At 70.2% G+C, this 15,869-nt stretch carries 17 protein-coding genes; 9 read left to right on the forward strand and 8 right to left on the reverse strand.

Going from position 1 to position 15,869, the window contains the following annotated elements; translation table 11 throughout:
- The first annotated feature begins 11 nt into the window (after positions 1-11).
- The 3 genes from V6V89_RS01795 to V6V89_RS01805 are packed head-to-tail and all read left to right on the forward strand — an operon-like array spanning position 12 to position 2,439.
- Positions 12-1,094, forward strand: a complete 1,083-nt coding sequence (locus V6V89_RS01795; RefSeq protein ID WP_334617106.1) for an S-(hydroxymethyl)mycothiol dehydrogenase — start codon at positions 12-14, stop codon at positions 1,092-1,094.
- Positions 1,094-1,723 carry an MBL fold metallo-hydrolase gene (locus V6V89_RS01800; protein ID WP_334617107.1) on the forward strand — a complete coding sequence of 210 codons (630 nt, stop codon included), beginning with the start codon at positions 1,094-1,096 and terminating at the stop codon, positions 1,721-1,723. The genes V6V89_RS01795 and V6V89_RS01800 overlap by 1 nt, the downstream gene beginning before the upstream one ends.
- A 47-nt stretch (positions 1,724-1,770) precedes the next feature.
- Positions 1,771-2,439 (forward strand): hypothetical protein, encoded by a 669-nt coding sequence (locus V6V89_RS01805; protein WP_334617108.1) that lies wholly within the window; start codon positions 1,771-1,773, stop codon positions 2,437-2,439.
- Positions 2,440-2,494: 55 nt separating this feature from the next.
- Here the strand turns inward: V6V89_RS01805 and V6V89_RS01810 are convergent, their stop codons facing one another.
- A complete protein-coding gene (locus V6V89_RS01810; protein WP_334617109.1) occupies positions 2,495-3,322 on the reverse strand; it encodes a SigB/SigF/SigG family RNA polymerase sigma factor in 828 nt (275 codons plus the stop codon).
- A 590-nt stretch (positions 3,323-3,912) separates the two neighbouring features.
- On the opposite strand from V6V89_RS01810, the gene V6V89_RS01815 reads away from it, so the two are divergent.
- Positions 3,913-4,983 carry a hypothetical protein gene (locus tag V6V89_RS01815; protein ID WP_334617110.1) on the forward strand — a complete coding sequence of 357 codons (1,071 nt, stop codon included), beginning with the start codon at positions 3,913-3,915 and terminating at the stop codon, positions 4,981-4,983.
- Positions 4,984-5,004: 21 nt separating this feature from the next.
- Here V6V89_RS01815 and V6V89_RS01820 read toward each other — a convergent pair whose 3' ends face one another.
- On the reverse strand, positions 5,005-5,172 hold the full coding sequence (locus V6V89_RS01820) for a hypothetical protein (protein WP_334617111.1): 168 nt from the start codon (positions 5,170-5,172) through the stop codon (positions 5,005-5,007).
- 27 nt (positions 5,173-5,199) lie between these two features.
- Positions 5,200-5,676, reverse strand: a complete 477-nt coding sequence (locus V6V89_RS01825; protein WP_334617112.1) for a hypothetical protein — start codon at positions 5,674-5,676, stop codon at positions 5,200-5,202.
- On the opposite strand from V6V89_RS01825, the gene V6V89_RS01830 reads away from it, so the two are divergent.
- Together V6V89_RS01830 and V6V89_RS01835 are read left to right on the forward strand one after the other, a co-directional pair.
- On the forward strand, positions 5,666-5,923 hold the full coding sequence (locus V6V89_RS01830) for a hypothetical protein (RefSeq protein WP_334617113.1): 258 nt from the start codon (positions 5,666-5,668) through the stop codon (positions 5,921-5,923). The genes V6V89_RS01825 and V6V89_RS01830 overlap by 11 nt on opposite strands.
- A complete protein-coding gene (locus V6V89_RS01835; RefSeq protein ID WP_334617114.1) occupies positions 5,920-6,183 on the forward strand; it encodes a dTMP kinase in 264 nt (87 codons plus the stop codon). The genes V6V89_RS01830 and V6V89_RS01835 overlap by 4 nt, the downstream gene beginning before the upstream one ends.
- Before the next feature lie 109 nt (positions 6,184-6,292).
- Here the strand turns inward: V6V89_RS01835 and V6V89_RS01840 are convergent, their stop codons facing one another.
- Entirely contained in the window at positions 6,293-6,931 is a 639-nt protein-coding gene (locus tag V6V89_RS01840) for a cutinase family protein (protein WP_334617115.1), read from the reverse strand.
- Positions 6,932-7,079: 148 nt separating this feature from the next.
- Between V6V89_RS01840 and V6V89_RS01845 the strand changes: the two genes are divergently transcribed.
- The 3 genes from V6V89_RS01845 to V6V89_RS01855 all read left to right on the forward strand — a co-directional run bounded on the left by V6V89_RS01845 (position 7,080) and on the right by V6V89_RS01855 (position 13,283).
- Positions 7,080-8,294 (forward strand): helix-turn-helix domain-containing protein, encoded by a 1,215-nt coding sequence (locus tag V6V89_RS01845; RefSeq protein WP_334617116.1) that lies wholly within the window; start codon positions 7,080-7,082, stop codon positions 8,292-8,294.
- Positions 8,295-8,581: 287 nt separating this feature from the next.
- A complete protein-coding gene (locus tag V6V89_RS01850) occupies positions 8,582-11,428 on the forward strand; it encodes a helix-turn-helix transcriptional regulator (protein ID WP_334617117.1) in 2,847 nt (948 codons plus the stop codon).
- A 262-nt stretch (positions 11,429-11,690) separates the two neighbouring features.
- Entirely contained in the window at positions 11,691-13,283 is a 1,593-nt protein-coding gene (locus tag V6V89_RS01855) for a discoidin domain-containing protein (RefSeq protein WP_334617118.1), read from the forward strand.
- A 194-nt stretch (positions 13,284-13,477) separates the two neighbouring features.
- On the opposite strand, the gene V6V89_RS01860 is transcribed toward V6V89_RS01855, so the two are convergent.
- From V6V89_RS01860 to V6V89_RS01875, 4 genes are all read right to left on the reverse strand, one after another.
- Complete coding sequence (locus V6V89_RS01860) at positions 13,478-14,188, reverse strand: VOC family protein (protein WP_334617119.1); 711 nt, start codon at positions 14,186-14,188, stop codon at positions 13,478-13,480.
- Between the two features lie 29 nt (positions 14,189-14,217).
- Positions 14,218-15,354, reverse strand: a complete 1,137-nt coding sequence (locus V6V89_RS01865) for an alpha/beta hydrolase family protein (RefSeq protein WP_334617120.1) — start codon at positions 15,352-15,354, stop codon at positions 14,218-14,220.
- Between the two features lie 135 nt (positions 15,355-15,489).
- Positions 15,490-15,660, reverse strand: a complete 171-nt coding sequence (locus tag V6V89_RS01870) for a hypothetical protein (RefSeq protein ID WP_334617121.1) — start codon at positions 15,658-15,660, stop codon at positions 15,490-15,492.
- Positions 15,657-15,830 (reverse strand): hypothetical protein, encoded by a 174-nt coding sequence (locus V6V89_RS01875; RefSeq protein ID WP_334617122.1) that lies wholly within the window; start codon positions 15,828-15,830, stop codon positions 15,657-15,659. The genes V6V89_RS01870 and V6V89_RS01875 overlap by 4 nt, the downstream gene beginning before the upstream one ends.
- Positions 15,831-15,869 lie beyond the last annotated feature (39 nt).

Raw genomic sequence — 15,869 nt, forward strand, 5'->3', positions numbered from 1 at the left:
GGAGAACTGTGATGGAGCATGAGGTCCGCGGGGTGGTGGCCCGCACCAAGGGCGCGCCGGTCTCGATCGAGACGATCCTGGTCCCTGACCCCGGACCGGGTGAGGCGCTGGTGCAGGTCCAGGCGTGCGGCGTCTGCCACACCGACCTGCACTACCGCGAGGGCGGGATCAACGACGACTTCCCGTTTCTGCTCGGTCACGAGGCGGCCGGCGTCGTGGAGGCGGTGGGTGCCGGCGTCACGGGGGTCCAACCCGGCGACTTCGTCATCCTGAACTGGCGCGCGGTGTGCGGGCAGTGCCGGGCCTGCCTGCGCGGCCGGCCGTGGTATTGCTTCGCCACCCACAACGCGACGCAGAAGATGACGCTCGCCGACGGCACCGTGCTGTCACCGGCGCTGGGGATCGGCGCGTTCGCCGAGAAGACCCTGGTCGCGGCCGGCCAGTGCACCAAGGTGCCGCAGGTGCGCGCGGCGGCGGTCGGGCTGCTCGGCTGCGGCGTGATGGCCGGGCTCGGCGCGGCGATGAACACCGGCGGGGTGAGCCGCGGCGACTCGGTCGCGGTGATCGGCTGCGGTGGCGTCGGCGACGCGGCCATCGCGGGCGCCCGGCTGGCCGGCGCCTCAAAGATCATCGCCATCGACGTGGACGACCGCAAGCTGCGGTGGGCCAAGCAGTTCGGCGCCACCGACATCGTGAACGCCAAGCAGACCGACCCGGTGGACGCGATCCGCGGGCTGACCGGCGGGTTCGGTGCCGACGTGGTCATCGACGCGGTCGGCCGGCCAGAAACCTGGAAACAGGCCTTCTACGCACGCGACCTGGCCGGCACCGTCGTGCTGGTCGGCGTACCCACGCCGGAGATGACGCTGGAGATACCGCTGCTCGACGTCTTCGGCCGTGGCGGCTCGCTGAAGTCCTCCTGGTACGGCGACTGCCTGCCCTCCCGAGACTTCCCCATCCTCGTCGACCTGTACCAGCAGGGGCGGCTCGACCTGGACGCCTTCGTCTCCGAGACGATCCCACTGGACGATGTCGAGAAGGCGTTCGAACGGATGCACGCCGGCGGCGTCCTGCGCTCGGTGGTGTTGTTCTGATGAGCGCCCGCATCGAACGGATCGTCACCTCCGGCACGTTCGCCCTCGACGGCGGCGTATGGGAGGTGGACAACAATGTCTGGCTGGTCGGCGACGACCGGGAGGTCCTCGTCATCGACGCCGCGCACGACGCCACCGCGATCGCCGCGGCCGTTGGTGACCGCCGCGTCGTCGCGATCGTCTGCACGCACGCGCACAACGACCACGTCAACGCCGCGATAGATCTGGCCCGGGCCACCGGCGGCAAGATCTACCTGCACCCGGATGACGAGGTGCTGTGGAAGCTGGTCCACCCCGGCCAGGTGCCCGACCTGCCGCTGGCCGACGCAGACACCTTCACCGTCGCCGGCACCCAGTTGCGCGTCCTGCACACACCCGGCCACGCGCCCGGCGCGGTCTGCCTGTACGCCCCCGAACTCGACGCGCTGTTCTCCGGTGACACGCTCTTCGCCGGCGGGCCCGGCGCCACCGGCAGATCGCACAGCGACTTCGGCACGATCATCGGCTCCATCCGGGACCGGTTGCTCGGCCTGCCCGCCGGCACGGTCGTGCACACCGGCCACGGCGACACCACCACCATCGGCGCCGAGGCACCGCACCTGGACGAGTGGATCGCGCGCGGTAGCTGACTCCTGGGCCGTCTCGACGGGCGCGGCGAGCCGGTACGGTGTTCCGGATGATCACTCCTGCGCAGACGACGAGCCGGCTGAACAAGGACATCGGCGCCGTCGTGCGGCCGCTGGGCTTCCAGGGCACTCGCGGAAACTGGTCGGTCGTCACGACCGACGGCGTCGCACAGGTCAATGTCGGGCGGAGTGTGATGCGCAGCGTCGGCGACGGCACAATCTTCGTCTACGTGAGCATCGGTGTGGTGCCGCTCGCGTGGTGGGAGTACGTGAACTGGCGTGCCGCCCGCTGGGGTCAGCCTCCGATCGCGTTGGACAAGAACGCCACCTCCCACGCGATCGGTTTCGTCGAGCTACGCCAACGCCCGAAAGGCAGCCACTACCATCTGCGGATGGCCCCCGACAGGTACACGGCGGCCGTGACGACGACCGAGGAGCTCGACCACGCCGCGGCGCTGCTGGTCCCCGCGGCCGACAAGCTCGCACACACCGCCCTCGACCTGCTCCGGCCGGGCCGCTACCTCAAGGCGCTGCGCGCCATACCCGATCTCGGCGGTGCGATGTGGGAGCCGCTGGTCGTGCTGCTCGCCGAGCGCGGGCCGTCGGCCGAGCTCGACGCCGCGATCCAGGACATGCGTGCCGACTACGCCAACTGCGGCTTCAGCCCGCCCGACATGGAGGTCGAGTACGCCCGCACGCAGGCCGCGGCGGCGGCGTGAGCGGCAGGGTGCGCGAGGTTCGTTCGGCGGCCGGCAGGATGCCGGCCGCCTCACGTTAGAGCGTGTCGCTGAGGTGGGCTCGCAGGTGCGCGAAGGCTCTGCTGAGCAGCCGAGAGACGTGCATCTGGGAAATGCCGACCTGCTCGGCGATCTGGACCTGTGTCAGGTTGCCGTAAAAGCGGAGGATGACAATCCGCCTTTCCCGGTCCGGCAAGGTGGTCATCGCCTCGCTGAGCGCCATGCGGGCTTCGGTGGCCTCGTAGCCTGGATCGTCGGATCCGATGAGGTCGCCGAGCGACAGGGCGTGGTCCTCGCCGGTCTCGCGGGACGATAGCGACCTGGCGGCGTAGGCACGTGCGCCTTCGATGCCGTCGAGGACGTCTTCCTCCGTCACATTCAGATGGGCGGCCACTTCAGCGACGGTCGGCGAGCGTCCCAGCGTTTGATTGAGAGTGGCGTTGGCGTCGCTGATGGCCATCCGAAGTTCTTGCAGGCGGCGCGGGACACGGACCGTCCATGCCTTGTCCCGGAAGTGGCGTTTGAGTTCCCCGAGGATGGTGGGGATCGCGAAGGCGGCGAAGTCCACGCCGCGGTCCGGATCGAACCGGTCCACGGCCTTGATGAGACCTAGCGTGGCGGTCTGGACGAGGTCGTCGATCGATTCGCCGCGGTCGCGGTACCGGCGAGCCAGGTGACGAGCCAGCGGCAGCAAGTACTCGATGACCTCGCGGCGCGCTGCCGGCCGGGACGGATCGTCGGCCGGCAACGCCGCCAGAGCAACCAGGAGACCGGCGGCGGTCTCCTGGTTTCGATCGGTATAGGTTTGATCGGTATATATGGGCGTCGCGCCGCTGTTGGGCTGCGCGGCGATTGTCGTTGTCATGCTTGGCCCCCAGATCATGCGACCGCTAAGGCGGCTAGTTCCGAGGCAACGTGCCCACACCTGGATGCTTCAAACGCAGCCGCGACGGTGCGCGTCGGCGGCCGCCCTGCTGACGTGCGCGACCGCGGACCTGTCATCGGTGCGCCGGGGGCGTACGAAGCTGCCCGCGACAGGCCGTACCTCGACGCCCCCGCCTGTTGGGATGACAGGGTTGCGTCCAGCGATCCGCAAAACGGCGTCCCCGGTCAGCAGGCATGCCGTGCGGGACAGCGCCGGACTGCGGGCGAGCACGAACTCGCGCAGCCCTTCGTACCGAAGCGTGGCGCGTCTCTACCGGCGAAGGCCCTCAAGCCCAGGAGGATCAACAGTTGTCGACGACATCGAGGCGCGGATCAGATTCGGGTCGCTGTAAAGCGGCCACAGCTGCGCGATCCCAGAGCGGCAGCGTCAGGTCGAAGGACATGCTCCGATCCCGCCGCTGAGCGATAGGTGCGGCGACGCTTAGCCGAGATCGCGGGAGATCGAGAGCGGCCATCCACACATGCTACTGAGACGCCCGCGTACACCCCGGTCAAAGATAGCGTGACGCCGTGGATGACATCGCGGCTGCTGAGCCGGCTCGAAGCGTGCGCCGAGCCATCTCCGCCGGGGTCGTTGCCGCCGTCTCAGGGGCCGTGCTCGGGGCGTGTGCACTCGTCGTCGCCGTGCTTTCTGTCATCGCCGGTGAGGACCGGGCCGTCTTCTGGATGTGCGCGGCGCTCCTCTTCCCGACGTCGGGATGCGCGATCGCCTGGTCTCGACTGGACGCGGGCTGGTCGAGGTCGTCCGTGCGGGTGCGTTACTACGCCCTCAGGTCCTCGCGGTCCTTCACGCTCGTCCGCACGGTCTGCGGCTTTTGGACGCTGCTGTCGCAGATCATCGTCGTCGGCGCTCTCGTGTGGCTGGTGATTCGGCTCGTCGACGGAGCGACCGGATGGCTCTGGCTTGCGATCGCGTTCGTGGTCGGCGCCGGACTGGCCGCGCTCTCCGTCACCCTGACCGTGCTCTTCGACGGTCGTGAACAGGCGTTCCATACATTCGACATGGTCAAGTGGGTCACTGACGGATTCGTCGAGAAGGAGCTGGCGAACAGCCCCTACCGCGGCGGCTCTCCCGACTGGAACTCGTTCTGGCTGCACCGAATCAGGTACTACAAGGAGGACCCGCCCGTCGATCGCCCCGCCAGTGACTGCGTCGACTACATCATCGCTGCTCGCGCGGCCGCGGGTCTCCCGCCACTCTACGGTGCGCGCGGCGTATTCCTCGTTGATGGCCACGACCTCGGCGTCGCTGTCGACTCCGTGATCACGGTGCGCGGTCGGGTGCTGGATGCCGACCTCATCGCCGCAGAAGTTCCCGCCCGGGCCGAGGCGTGGGCACTCGCGCCGCCCCGGCTGTACTTCCACGGGCTGGACATCTCGGACAGCGACCCACACGGTCGGATCGTCATCGACGACGCGCGCCTGGAGGACTTCGATATCGCGTTCTACCTGGGTGAGCACCTCGACGTGTACGGCACTCTCGTCGTCGAGGAGACGCGGCTTCACTTCAGCGGCGAGGTCGTTCTCGCGATTGGCGATCGCTGGCCGGTCGAGATCGAGGTGGCTTTCGAGCCGGCGTGACGTGCGAGTGCCGGTGCGGGGTCATTCGAGGCTGTAGACGCCGGAGCCGGTCCTGACTGCGCCGAGCTCCCGACCGGTGTCCGCATGGTGCACATGAGCGACGGACTGGCGAGCACGCAGGAGCCTGCTTCCGTCCGGCGAGAAGGACACCTCATAAGCCGGCCCCAGATCGCTGACAAGCTCCGCCATCCGCGCAGTCTAGTAAAACCGTCGCTTCTAATTGCCGGGTAGAGGTGGCGGAGTCGGGTTCGGGCGTCGCTGGTCGTGAAGTGCCAGTCGACCTGCCGCTGGTCGGTGTTCGTCGCGTCCTGCCCCACGCGGTGAGCTCGGCGTTGAGCGTGTCGAGTTCGCCGATGCGGCGGTCGAGGCACTGCCGGGCCAGCCGGCGATGTCGAGAAGGCGGCGGACCTGGTGGGCCCAGTCCACACGGGTGCGCTGCGGCAGAGCCTGGACGCGCCGCCACCCGGCCAGAGGCTGGGTGAACACGAAGATCGCGCAGGTGCCCTGGCGGACGTACTCGTTGTCGTGCCGGGCCGCACGCCCCGGGCCAACCGGCAGCGGGTCGCGGACCTCGTCCAGGAGCTGGTACGGCTTCTCGTCCATGCACACCACCGGGAATCGGTCGTCCAGCTCGCGGACGTAGACCCCCAGCACGTCCTCCATCCGCGCGACGAACTCGCCGTTGGCGCGCATCGCACAGACCACCCAACTGGTCAACGAGCTGGCACCGCAGTGGGCCGGATTCAACCTCCTCGCTCCGACGTACGAGATCAGCGCCCGCATCGCCGCCAGCCTCGACCCGGCCATCAACATCATGGTCGGCGGCCATCAGGCAAAAGCCATGCCCACCGAGACGCTGACCGATCCCCGCTTCGCCCGCTGCCAGGCTCTCGTGCTGGGCGAGGCCGAGACCCGCGTCACCCGCACGGTGACAGCATGACCACCCGCCACGGGTTGTTCGTCGTCATCGACGGCCCCAGCGGCGTCGGCAAGACCACGGTCACCCGCCTGATTCAAGCCGAGCTGACCTGCCACGGTCTGGCCGTGGCGGCGACCCGGGAACCATCCGACTCAGCCCTGGGCGTGCTGACCCGGCACGGCACCAACGACTACCGGGTCTGTCCTGGCCTGCCTGGTCGCCGCCGACCGCTATCTCCACCTCGAACGCGACGTCCGCCCAGTCGTCCGAGGTCGCCATGACGCCGCTGTCGTAGCCCACGCATCCCTCACACCGCTGATCGGTCCCGCCGCACCGCACGCCGAAACGGCTCCCCGACCCTGCTTCGGGGAGCCGTTTGGCGCTTTCCGGCTAGACGCGGGAGGCGGCGAACTCCGCCGCCTCGTCGGCGTCACCGCGGTAGCTCAGGTGCGCGAGGACGCTGGTGCCCGTGGGGTCGCAGACCACGTCATTGTTCGCGCAGTTGTCCAGCGTCCGCTCGGCGAACTCGCCCTCGATGCCCCGGCCCAGCTTCCGCAGCGGGTACCCGAACACCAGTATCGCCGCGATCCGGGGCTGGACCGACTCCGGGATGGTGGCCACGACCGGGCCGCCGACGGCGGCGCCCGCGGAACTGACCCCGATGGAGTTGCCTACCACGTTCGCGCCCTGGGAGTAGCCGACCAGGATGAACCGCTGGTCGGGACAGGCCCGTGCCTGGCTCGACACGTGCTGGACCAGGGCGCGGTTGCCCTGGGTCGGCGACGTCGGACTGACGCTCGCCGGGTAGTCGACGGCGTGGCTGGTCAGGGTCGTGCCGACCAGCCGGTCATCGAGCGCGTCGAACACCGGATCACCCACGATGATCCCGAGCCGGCCCGGCTCGCCGGTACCCCGGGCGACGACGACCTCGACGTCGGAGCACGCGGCAGCGGACGCCGCCGGGGCGTTCACCACCGCCACGCCGCCGGCAGCGAGCAGCACACCGGCGAGCAAGACACGGGTACGCATGACAGATCACCTCAGCTCCTGCTGGTGGTTGGGACCGCACGAAGCTAACGAACAGCCCAATCTGGGCGGTACTCAATGAAATGCCAGTATTGGCGACGAGGAATATCACTCCCCTGCGCCCCGGGCAGAGCGATTGGCGGTGAGGCGGATGAGGATCACGGTGCAGACCGCGCAGTTGCTGCGCGCCGACATCCTCGAGTCGGCTGGCGAGATGGTGTCCGAGATCGACGCCCACGTTCCCGAGTACGCCGACCGGGACGGCGCGCTCCGGGTCGGCGTCGAACTCGCCCTGCGCCGCTATGTCGACCTTCTCGACCAGCAGGTCCGGTCGAACGGGTCGACGACTTCCCGCGAGTCCGGCGGTCGTGCGGTCGACTGGCGCGAGGTCTACCGCCAGGTCGGCGCGGCCGAAATGCGCGCCGGTCGCAGCCTCGACAGCCTGCACGCGGCGGTGCGTATCTGCGCGCGGGTGGCCAACCGCCGGCTGCACCTGTTCGCCGAACGCCACGCGCTCCCGTCGGATGCCCTGGCGTGGCTCGGCGAAATGATCTTCGACAACATCGACGACATCTCCGCCGCGTCCGCCGAAGGCTACGCGGCGGCGCGGGAGGCCGAAGCCGGCGAACTCGACCGGCGCCGGCGCCACCTGCTCGACCTGCTCGTCGCCGACCCGCCGCCGTCGGCACGCGCGGTCGCCGCGGCGGCTGCCGCGGCCCACTGGCGGCTGCCGCGCCGGCTGGCGGCGGTGGCAATCGCCACGCCCGGACCAGTCCTTCGGCCACCGGTCCTGCCGCCGCAGATCCTAAGTGGATTCCACCACATCAGGCCGTGCCTCATCGCGCCCGAACCGCAGAGCCCGGCCCAAGCACGGACGCTCGTGAACGGTCTGGCCGGCCACCAGGCGGCGGTCGGGCTACCGGTGTCCCCTGTGGACGCTGACAGATCGCTGCGCTGGGCGCGCCTCGCGCTCGACCTGACCGTGAAGGGACGCCTCCCGCGCCAGGATGTCGTGTGGTGCGCCGACCACCTGACCGATCTGGTCATCCTCCAGGACCAGGCGCTGACCGCCGCGCTCGTCGAGCGACGGCTGGCGCCGCTCGCCAATCTGCCGGAAGACAAGCGCGAACGGCTCGCCGACACCCTGCAGGCCTGGCTCAAACTCAACATGAACGCCAACGAGGTGGCCACCTACCTCCACCTCCACCCGCAGACCGTGCGACAGCGCCTCCGCCAGCTCACGCCGTTGTTCCGTGACCAGATCCGCGATCCCGAACAGCGCTTCCACCTGGCGATCGCGCTACGAGCCCGCCAGACGCGGACACGGCCACCCGCTACCCCAAAGGTGGTAGGTGTCGAGGAGTGACCTGGTCACTGTCGCAGCCACACCCTGGCACAGCGTCGCCTGGCGCTGCGCTTCGACCTGCTGGCCGACGCAAGCCGCTGACGGCGGCGCTTGCGCGGCGCCACCCCGGACGGGACACTGTCGGCCATCCGCGGGTCAATGTCCTGGACGAGGTCGACGCGTTCGGCGGTGTGGGGCGAAAGCCCTGAGCGGACCGATGGCGCCGGTTGGACCGAAAGGAACGAATTCCGGTTCTTCGATAGAGTGGGCGGCGAGGACTCCGGGACGGCGTGCACCTGAGGACTGTGGTGGCTGCTTTGCTGACGGATGGCGTGGTGGGCCGTGAGCAGGAGCTCAGCAGCGTCGACGCAGTGCTGTCCGCGATGGGTCGCGGCGAGTTCCGGGCACTGGTGGTCCACGGCCAGGCCGGGATCGGCAAGACGAGACTGCTTTCGGAGCTGGCTCACCGCGCATCGGCACTCGACGCACTCGTGTGCTGGGGAAGCGCCACCGAGTTCGAGCGACATGTGCCTTTCGCCGTCTACCAGGACGCGTTCGCGGGCGTGGCCGATGTGACCGGGATCGACCCCGCGACGCTCCTGGCGCTGGATGGCGAGGCCAGCGGCCCAATCCAGGACGTGGACCGGTACCGGCTCTTCCAGCAGGTTCGCCGCCTCCTCAAAGGACTGGCCGCGGCGCGACCCACGGTGCTCGTACTCGACGACCTTCACTGGGCCGACCAATCGGCGGTGGAGCTGACCGGATATCTGCTGCGCCGCCCGCCCGCCGGTGGTCTGTTGATCGCCATGGCGTACCGGCCGACGCCGGCGCCGGCCGGCGTGGCCGACGCCGCGTTTCACCTGGGGCCGGCCGCGACCGTCATCGGCCTCGGGCCGCTGACCACGGCCGACGTTGACGTGCTGCTGCCGGGCGAGCCGGAGCGGCGGCGGCGCCTGCTCTACCTCGGCAGCGGCGGCAACCCGCTGTACCTGCGTGCGCTGGCGGGCGCCGGCGACGAGACCCTGGCGCAACTGGCCGGCACCGGCGATGGCCAGGCCGCGCCCGAACGCGCGTTGCTCGACGTCTTCTGCGCCGAGCTGGACAGACTGGACCAGGAACTGCAGCACGTCGCGCGGTCGGCCGCTGTCGCCGGCGACCCCGCCGCCCTCGATCTGGTCGCCTGGATCGCCGAGCGTTCAGAGCCGCAGGTGGCCTCCGCGGTAGACGACCTTGATCGGCTCGGCGTCCTGACGACGGCCGTCGACTCCGGGCTGCGCTTCCAGCACCCGCTGGTCCGTACGGCGGCGTACTGGAAGGCCGGTGGCGGCTGGCGTAGCCAGGCCCACGCACGGGCCGCGGAGTTCCTGCGGATGCGGCACGGGCCGCTGCAGGTCGTGGCGCACCACACCGAACGCTCCGCCCACCCCGGCGACGGCCGGGCGGCGAGCACCCTCGCCGAGGCGGGAACCGCTTGTCTGCACACCGCCCCGACGACCGCCGCGCGCCTGCTCCGCGCCGCCCTGCGGATCATGCCGGAAGCACCCGAACTGGCCGGCCGGCGCGTCGACCTCCAGCTGGCGCTCGCCCGCGCCGTGGGAATGACCGGCCAGCTCGCCGAAAGCCGGTCGCTGCTGCAGGAAGTGATACGAATCGACGGCCGCCGTCGGGTGGAGGCGGTCACGTTCGCGTCGGTGGTGTGCCGGCTGCTCGGCCAGTTCGACGAGGCCAAGGCTCTGCTCGCCGGCGAGCTGGCCCGCTGTCGCGACGACGGCCGGGCCGCGGCCCACGCGCTGGTCGAGCTGGTCGCCGTCGAGCTGGCCCGCAACGACCCGGTGAGCGCGCAGCGCTACGGCCACCGAGCCCTGCTGGTCACTGCCGCGACCGGCGACCTGGCGCTGGAAGCCGCCGCGTGCGCCCTGCTCGCGTTGGGGCACCTCCAACTCGGGCGCATAGCCGACGCCGAGCGTTGTGTGGAGCGCAGCGCCTGGTTGGTCGACGGGTGCGGTGACGCCGTCGTGTTGCCGTACATCGAGCTCGTCGCGCCGCTGGCGTGGGTGGAGTGGCACCTGCAACGCAACGACGCGGCCCGCCGCCACCTCGACCGCGGCATGGCGCTGGCGTACCGGCACGGACGCAGTCACAGCCTCCCCTACCTGCTGATCACGGCGGCGGCCCTTGACATCCGGTGTGGGCAACCCGCTACGGCGTTCAGCATGGCAGCCGAGGCGCGTGAGCTGTCCCGGCTGATCCACGGCGTCGAGACGGCAGCCATGGCGACAGCCGTTACGCTCAAGCCGGTGCTCTGGCGTGACGGTCCCCACGCCGCCGTGAAACTCGCGCGCGAAATCTCTGGTGGTCGCCAGCCCCGCTCGGGCTGGTGGTCCGGGATCGTCAAGCTCGACCTCGCGACTGTCTACCTTGCCGCCGAGGACCCCGCGCGGTGCCTGGCCGAACTGTCCGAGCCGGACCCGGAGCGCGATCCCTGGCGCGCCGAGGCCGCCGCCTACCGGTCGGCGTTGTGCGCCGTGGCCAATGCGGATCTGGACCGCCTCGAGCCGGCGCGCGAGCTGGCGGATCGAGCACTGGACCAGGCCCGCGGGATCGGCCTGTCCCATCATGTCGCCGCCGCACGCGACGCCCGCGCACGGGTGCTGGCCCGCGCCGGGCTGGTGGACGAGGCGGCCGGCGAGGCCACGGCCGCCGCGGTCGGTTACGCGGACGCCGGTGCGCCGGCCGAGGAGGGCAGAGCGCGCCACCTGGCGGCCGAACTGTATGCCCAGGCCGGCCGGTCGGAGCGCGCCCGCAGCGAGCTCGGCCAGGCCAAGAACCTGTTCGCGGCGTGCGATGCCGACTGGCTCAACGCCTGCCTCGCCCGCACCGAACGGCGGCTCGCCGCGATGGGGCCGCGACGCCCCGGCCCGGCCCGGCGGCAGCCTTCGGCCGACGGCGGCATCGACCTGCTCACCGGCCGGGAGCGCGAGGTGGTCGAGCTCGCCGTGGCCGGTATGACCAACCGGGAGATCGCCGCGCGGCTCTACCTGAGCCAGAAGACGGTCGAGGCGCACATCTCCCGGTCCTTCGAGAAGCTCGGAGTGCGATCCAGGGTCGCGCTGGCACGCCGGGTGTTCGGCGCCGAGCCGGGCGAGGCCGTCTGAGGCTGCCATACACCCTCGGTTCGCGGGTGGGCGTTGCGGGTGTCTCCCGATGCTGCCGCGCGGGCGGTCGGACATTCTGCTGACGGCCGCCGGGCCGTGACGTCCGGCGGGCATCCCTCCCCACTACGGCGTCGGCCGGAGCCGTCCGCGCCCGTGGCGGAAGCGCCTCACGATCCTGAAAGGACCGTCTGTGAGTCTTCTCCCCGGTTCCCCACCCCCTCACCGTCGCGGTCGCCGACCGCGAGCCATCTGGCGGATAGCCATGGCCGCGATCGTCGGCGCGCCCCTGCTGGCCGTCGCGGTCAGCGGCCCGGTCGCGGCCGCGCCGGGAGTGCCGGCAGCGGCGCCCGCGCCGGTGCCGGCGCTGGAGCTCGCGATCGAAAGCCGACTCGATCAGCTGCTGCGGCCCGCCTTGTGGGTCGGTGCCGACGCCAACCTGCGCTGGTTGGTGCGCAATATGGCCGCACGGCAGGTCGACGGCGACACCGAGGCCCTGCTGTCGAGCGTCATCGCGGAGGCCGAGGCGAGCCACCTCGTCGACCCGAACCAGCCGTTGTGGCTGGAGCTCAAGTATCAGGTGGCCAACTTCGTGGTCGACGGCTTCCGGTACGAGCCGCAGATCTACATCCCTAACCAGGACGACGGGGTGCTCGCCACGGACCGAATCGAGATGGCCATCCGGCCAGCCGACCGGTCGGCGCAGGCGGCGCAGACCTACTGGTTCGACACCTACCTTTCCGTCGCGCCGTTGAACGTCATCGACGAGGCGTATGTGGAGGCCCACGAGGTGTGGGTGCTGTCCGTCCACGAGCGGGCCGACTACGGGAGCGGCACCCGGGCCGAGCCCGCCACCAAGCCGGCTCCTAAGCCCGCCGAGCCCGCCGCCAAGCCCGCCGCGCCCGGCAAGCCGGCCCCGATGGCCGCCCCGAAGGTCATGGGCGCACTCGCCTGCAACCCCACCGGCATCCGCAACAACCGGGGTGAGGAGTACATGCACGTCTGGAAGGCGACCGCCAGGGACACCTTCGACACGTTCCTGGGCGGCAAGCGGGAGATGAGACTGGTCGTGATCAGCAGGTCGGGCCAGGTCGCCAACGTCTTCTTCCCGAAGGTGAAGCGCAAGCACCTGACCACGTGGCAGATCGTCGACCGGTTCCTGACCACCTGGGACGAGGCCGTGTGGGGCGACGCGCTGGGATACCAGTGGTACGAGGTGAACGGTGGTGAGACGAAGTCCCACGAGATCAGCTATACGGTGCCGAATGGCGGCCCCACGCTCAAGACCACCGTCTCTTACCAGGAGCGCGACTCCGACGGCGGGATGATGCACGTCCTGCACACCGATTCGACCTACAAGGAGTACAACACCGGAAAGGTGCAGTTCCAGACGTGCAGCGTGGGCGGCGACGGCGGCACCGGGATCGACAACCTGGCCTGCGGGGCGCTCGCGGCCGCGTCCAGCACCTACGCGCGCGAAGGCTACGCGCCTGGGCGGGCAACCGACTGCGACTCCAACACCGCCCTCGGTGGCTCGCACAGTTGGGCCAACTCCGCCGGCGTGTACCCGCCGACCAACCCGCAATGGCTACAGGTCGACCTCGGGGTCAACAAGACCTTCCGCCGCATGGTCCTGTACACGAGCCAGGGCTATCCGATCCGGGACTTCGACGTGCAGGTCTGGAACGGCGCCACGTTCCTGACGGTCGGTGGCGCGCGGGGCAATACCAACACATCGGTTGAGCTCCGCTTCGGCAACGCGCAGACGACCCGGCTCGTGCGCGTCATCGGCATCCACGGACCCGACCATCAGCCCGGCTTCGTTCGGATCAACGAAGTGGAACTGTACGCGGGGTAACGCCCGCCGGCACGTGCGGCCCTGACCAGGTTCTGGCTGGTCAGGGCCGCACGTACGTCGGGACGGCGGAACGGCGCGCGGGGAGGCCGTCGCGATCCTCGGCCCGCCCGACGCCGGACCGCGCGACCTTGCGAGGGTGATCTCGTCGCCGGCGTGAGCATGACCTACCCGGAGCGGGCTATTTACCGGGCTCTTTAGTCCCAGCAGAGGCAGAAGGGTTTGCCTGCGGGGTCGGCGTAGACGCGCCAGTTCTCGCCGTCGCCGGGCAGGCGGGTGGCGCCGATCGCCAGCGTGGCCCGCTCGGCCGCGTCGACGTCGTCGACGGTGACGTCGATGTGGAACTGCTGCGGGTGCTCCGGATCCCGCCAGCGCGGCGGCACATACCGCTCGACCTGCTGAAACAGCACCGGCTGCGCGCCGTCCTCGCCGATCATGGCCATGCCGTCGCCCTCGTAGGTGACCGGCTTGCTGAGCAACTCGCTGTAGAACGCGCTCAGCTCCTTCGCGTCCGGGCAGTCGAGCATCACACCCATCAGAGTGGTACCCGGGTTGTCGGCCTTGAGGCACAGGTCGAACGGGTGTCCGGCCGGGTCGGCCAGCGTGTGCCAGGTCTCGGTCCGGCGCAGCAGTGTCGCGCCGAGCGCGATGGCGCGCTCGGTCGACGGCTCCAGCTCGGGTACCCGCAGGTCGAGGTGCGCCTGCTGCGGGTGGTCCGGGTCAGGCCACTGTGGGGGTGCGTCTTCCGGCGCGTGCTGCATGCAGATCCGCCAGCCGTCATCGGTGGTGAGGGCGACCCACTCGTCGTCGGCGCGGTACTCGGCCCAGCCGGCCAACTCACGGTAGAACGTGGAGAGGCCGACGATGTCGCTCGTGTCGAGCACGACGTTCCGCAACGTCCCAATCATTCCCCCATCATGTCCCACTCCCTTCATGATCATGGCGTGTGCCGGATGACTTCCGGGTAGCGAGGATCGGCACCGTCCAGGATCGGTCGTGGGATGCCGCGCAGGTGCGTGTCGAAGAACGCGGCGACGTACGCCCGCGTGATCTGGTCAATGCGGTCACCGTCCAGTGGGGCAGACGGCAGCCCAAACCGCTTGCCTAGCGGGGCGAAGTCAGAGAACGACATGTGCGCGGTGCCGGTGACGGTGAACCACCGGCGCCACCCGGTCAGAAGCTGCCATGCGGTGTCCCAGGAGGTGTCGTGCGCGTCGCCGGGCGTGTGTAGCCCGGGTTCGCCGAGCATCAGGAACGGCCGGTCCAGCCCACCTGGCGGCAGGTCGGTGTAGAACGAGCCGTCCATGTTCACGCCGGCGTCGACGCGCGGGTCGGTGCGCATTGTCTCGGCCGCGGAGTTGCCGCCGATCGAGTGCCCGGCCATCCCGATCCGGTGCGGGTCGATCATCCAGCTGCCCCGCCACGTTCGCGACCGTGTACGGGTCAGTTGATCGATGACGAACGAGGTGTCCGCGGCGCGCACCGGCGGCACCTGGACGGGCTTCGCCTTCTCGCACGCGACGCAGGTGGCGAGCCGGCCGCCGGGCAGCTCGACGCCGCTGGACTCGTAGGTGTGGTCGATGCCCGCCACTACGTAGCCGCGGCTGGCCAACTCCTCGGCCAGACCGGTCAGGGTGGCCGCCGGCAGCGAGAACCCCGGCGACAGCACCACCAGCGGGTGGCGGCGCGGCGCGGGCCGCGGCGGGCTGTCCAGCCCCGCGCTGGTCCGGATCGCGGCCACGTCGGCCGGATCCAGCGGCAACCGCCGAGCCGCCGCCAGGGCGGCGGCCTCACGCTCGGTCAGGTACGCCGCCGGCCGGCCGATGGGTAGTGACGCCGGGTACCACACGGACACCATCAACTCGCGATGACCGGCCGGCGGCACCCACGGATCGGTCCGGGAGGCATCGATCATGTGCAGCCGGCTCATCCCCACCGGGAACGGGCCAGAAGGCGCTGGCAACGCGACCGGTCTGGTGGCGGCGACGGCGGAATCAGAGGCGGGAACCGTTACGGCGACGGCAGCCAGCACGCTCGCCAGTACACCTACAGCCAGCCGGAGAGGTCGGATCATGTCGAAAACGCTAGGCAGCCAGCAAAGCCGCCACTACTGCCGATCGTCAGCCTCCAGCCGCCACTTTCGTCACTCCCCCATGTCCGTGAGCAGCGCTCCGATCCCGAAGGCTGACGGGCGCCACACTCTGCGTGATCAGGCCACGCCGGCGAGCCAGTGCGGCAGCCGCAGCAGCAGGCTGACGGCGAGCAGCGCCGCGCCAGCGTAGATCAAGACGCGGGGTAGGGACCGGGTGTCGGCCGCTGCGGCGCGCGCGGCCGCGCGGAGCTGATCGACTGTACGTTCGGAGACACCGCAGGCCCTCATCGTCCGCCCCAGCATCGTCTTGTGTCCGGTCCACTGTGGCTGGCAGCCTTTGCCAGTGTGTGGCGGTGCAGGGCGACCAGAAGCAGCACGCAACCGAGCGCCAGCGCCCCGATCGCCGGCAGGGTCATCGCGGAACCGACAGCGAAAATGGCCCGCAGCGGGTCGTCCACGCCCAGGATGATAGCGTCGAGCTGACCACATTGGACGGC

The sequence above is a fragment of the Micromonospora sp. CPCC 206061 genome (assembly GCF_036906915.1).
Classification (GTDB): Bacteria; Actinomycetota; Actinomycetes; order Mycobacteriales; family Micromonosporaceae; genus Phytohabitans.